This window comes from Chitinophaga sp. (genome assembly GCF_035538455.1).
Taxonomy (GTDB): Bacteria; Bacteroidota; Bacteroidia; order Chitinophagales; family Chitinophagaceae; genus Chitinophaga.
The window spans coordinates 1-2,405 of sequence record NZ_DATLKJ010000106.1 but is presented as its reverse complement, the minus strand read 5'-3'; the positions used below and the strand labels follow the sequence as shown (position 1 = coordinate 2,405).

The 2,405-nt window shown below is 46.1% G+C and carries 4 protein-coding genes; 3 read left to right on the top strand and 1 reads right to left on the bottom strand.

The window, feature by feature from the left end; all coding sequences use genetic code 11:
* The first annotated feature begins 290 nt into the window (after positions 1–290).
* Together VM802_RS13250 and VM802_RS13245 are read left to right on the top strand one after the other, a co-directional pair.
* Positions 291–1,058 (top strand): hypothetical protein, encoded by a 768-nt coding sequence (locus VM802_RS13250; RefSeq protein ID WP_325531186.1) that lies wholly within the window; start codon positions 291–293, stop codon positions 1,056–1,058.
* A 49-nt stretch (positions 1,059–1,107) separates the two neighbouring features.
* The gene (locus VM802_RS13245) at positions 1,108–1,248 is read left to right on the top strand and encodes a hypothetical protein (RefSeq protein WP_325531184.1); all 141 of its coding nucleotides are present in this window, start codon (positions 1,108–1,110) and stop codon (positions 1,246–1,248) included.
* A 328-nt stretch (positions 1,249–1,576) separates the two neighbouring features.
* On the opposite strand, the gene VM802_RS13240 is transcribed toward VM802_RS13245, so the two are convergent.
* Positions 1,577–1,834 carry a cupin domain-containing protein gene (locus VM802_RS13240; protein WP_325531182.1) on the bottom strand — a complete coding sequence of 86 codons (258 nt, stop codon included), beginning with the start codon at positions 1,832–1,834 and terminating at the stop codon, positions 1,577–1,579.
* A gap of 166 nt (positions 1,835–2,000) precedes the next feature.
* Here VM802_RS13240 and VM802_RS13235 point away from each other — a divergent pair.
* Positions 2,001–2,405, top strand: a 405-nt coding sequence (locus VM802_RS13235) for a DUF6597 domain-containing transcriptional factor (protein WP_325531180.1), incomplete at its 3' end; no start/stop codon positions are given.

Here is a 2,405-nt window from a genome sequence, read left to right as displayed (position 1 = left end):
GCTTCCCCCTGTAATAGCCATAAGGTTTTGTCTGCTTAGCTGGTTTCCCCAGGTAGCATGTTTCTTTCCGTTGGTGACATTTTTCATAACGTAATATTTAGTGATAAAAAAATTAAATGAAACTACATATTACCAATGCGGTGGACCGGCATTGGATTGTATCCGGCCCCATGCTCTCCTTGAATATTCCCGGTGTCGGCATGCCATACCATTGAATAATCCTCCATCTTATCTTGATAATTACATCTGCTGATTATGCTATCTTTAGATAACATTAAACATCATTTGTTATGGCAAAACAGATTTCAATCATCACCTTCACAGGCCGGCTGGGTAACCTGATTGGTTACAGGCGCAACGGGCAACACTGCTTACGCAGCATGCCCGCCATCGTCCGGCAGACGGCCGCTACGCGCAAAGCCGCACAACGGTTTGGCATGGCCAGCAAAAGAGGGGCGCTCATCCGTCATGCTTTCTACGGCCAAATGGACCTAAGCTGCGACACCGGGCATATCAACAGACTAACCAGCGCACTCATTCCCTCCGCTGGCCACGACACCCAAAATATCACCGGCTTCCGGTTCAACCGGCATACCGGAACAAACCGGTTTCTCCCCCTGGCGCCCAGGCTTTCACGGGATGGCATCCTGCATATTCCGCCTCAGACACTACCTCTACTCGAGGGCTTCAACACACTTGAAATAAAAGTGATCGCCGCCCGTATCAATTTCGCTACGCACCAGGTAGTAGGTACCGAAACCGCTGTGCTCATGGTAAATACCGGAGAATCCTTTAAAGGGGCAGCATGTGATGTAGATATACCAGGTAAAGGAACACTGGTGGTTACCCTCCAGATAAGAGCCATGCACGATAGCACTCCTTCCTGCAACAGAAAATACCTCGCAGCTGATATTATCGCAGTACTGCCACCCCAATCCATATCGCAAATTCCACACACACAACGCTCCCCGAAACAGCCGGAATTAGTACTCCTGTTAAAGGAAATACTGTCCCCGGCATCGGCACAACCGTCTACCCTCCTCATTCAACGGGAATAAACTATCCAATGCCTGACATTTGTATACTCATGAATAAAAATAACTGCCATTGATCTGCATATCCGGCTTCTCTACCACCAATCTTTACTTTCAGTCATACCGACTGAAAGCAGCCTCTCATTTTTCACTACCTGCCACCTACCGCAAAAAGCTACCCCCTGACCGCTATTCTGCACACCTCCCCATCTAAACAACATCCCCGCATCAAGTCCACCTTTACGCCCATGTTATTATACTAACGGTAGTAGTATCGTATAAGGTATCCGCGCGGCTGGCGTATTACAGCTCCCACAATGAACATATTACTAAAAGCCTTCTATGTTTCTTCTGCGAATTGCCTCCTCCGTTCTTGGAATGATCGGCATACGCTACCGGGCGTTTGGCAGTGGTATAATTACAATCCAGCAATTCCCGGAAGGCTCTGGTAACAATTTCAAATCTTAAAAGCCTGACGGCTGATGTAGATGATTCAAGATACTGCGAAACAACTAACGCAACTAATGCGTTACAACTATCCTTTAGTAGCGAATGATATAATCAGGATGTATGTAGACGATGCATGGCGGCTGAATGTCATACGCTTTAAAATCAATCTCCATAGAAACCGAGCCGCTTTCCAGTAAAAAGAAAGAATGACCATCCTCCCGGTGTGATTGCTTTGCATCCTCAATACCCGCCGTCTGCAAATCTTTCGCAAATAACCTCTCTATAACGATACCCAAACCAAACTCATTCGCCATAATATTTACCGGGATGGACTTTGTTCTCTTAGGCATATCTCCCTGATTCAATTGGTATTGTGTAATAGTACTTCTTTCAACAATGCAATAAACAGATTTACTGGGAAAACCTATAGATAAGGTCTTTAAATCGGTACTTTTGAATACTAAACGTATAGCGGTAATTCGAAAGTACCTGTATCTGGTCATAAATAAAAGCGGCATGGAACTAAGAAGCATACAACCTGTTAAAGGCCTTACCGATTTTGTCGAAAGCTGCTGGATGATCCGGAATGATTCAGCAGAAGATAAAGAAATTATCGTACTTCCCGATGGCCGGTTCGATATTATATTCTCTGCTGCTGCTAACAGCCCTTTTCATGCTACGCTGCGTGGCCTGGACACGCATCCTGAGCAGGGAATCATCCCGGGGCGCGTCATCATGTTTGCCGTTAGTTTCAAACTACTCGCCATCGAATACTTACTCGATATTAAAATGGCCGCCATGTTAAACGAAGGACAGGTGCTGCCAGAAGGCTTCTGGAATATCGGTTCTCATGACCTGGAAGACTTTGATGGTTTCTGTGCAAAAGTTTCCGGGACCATGCTTGACCTGATCAGACCTGGC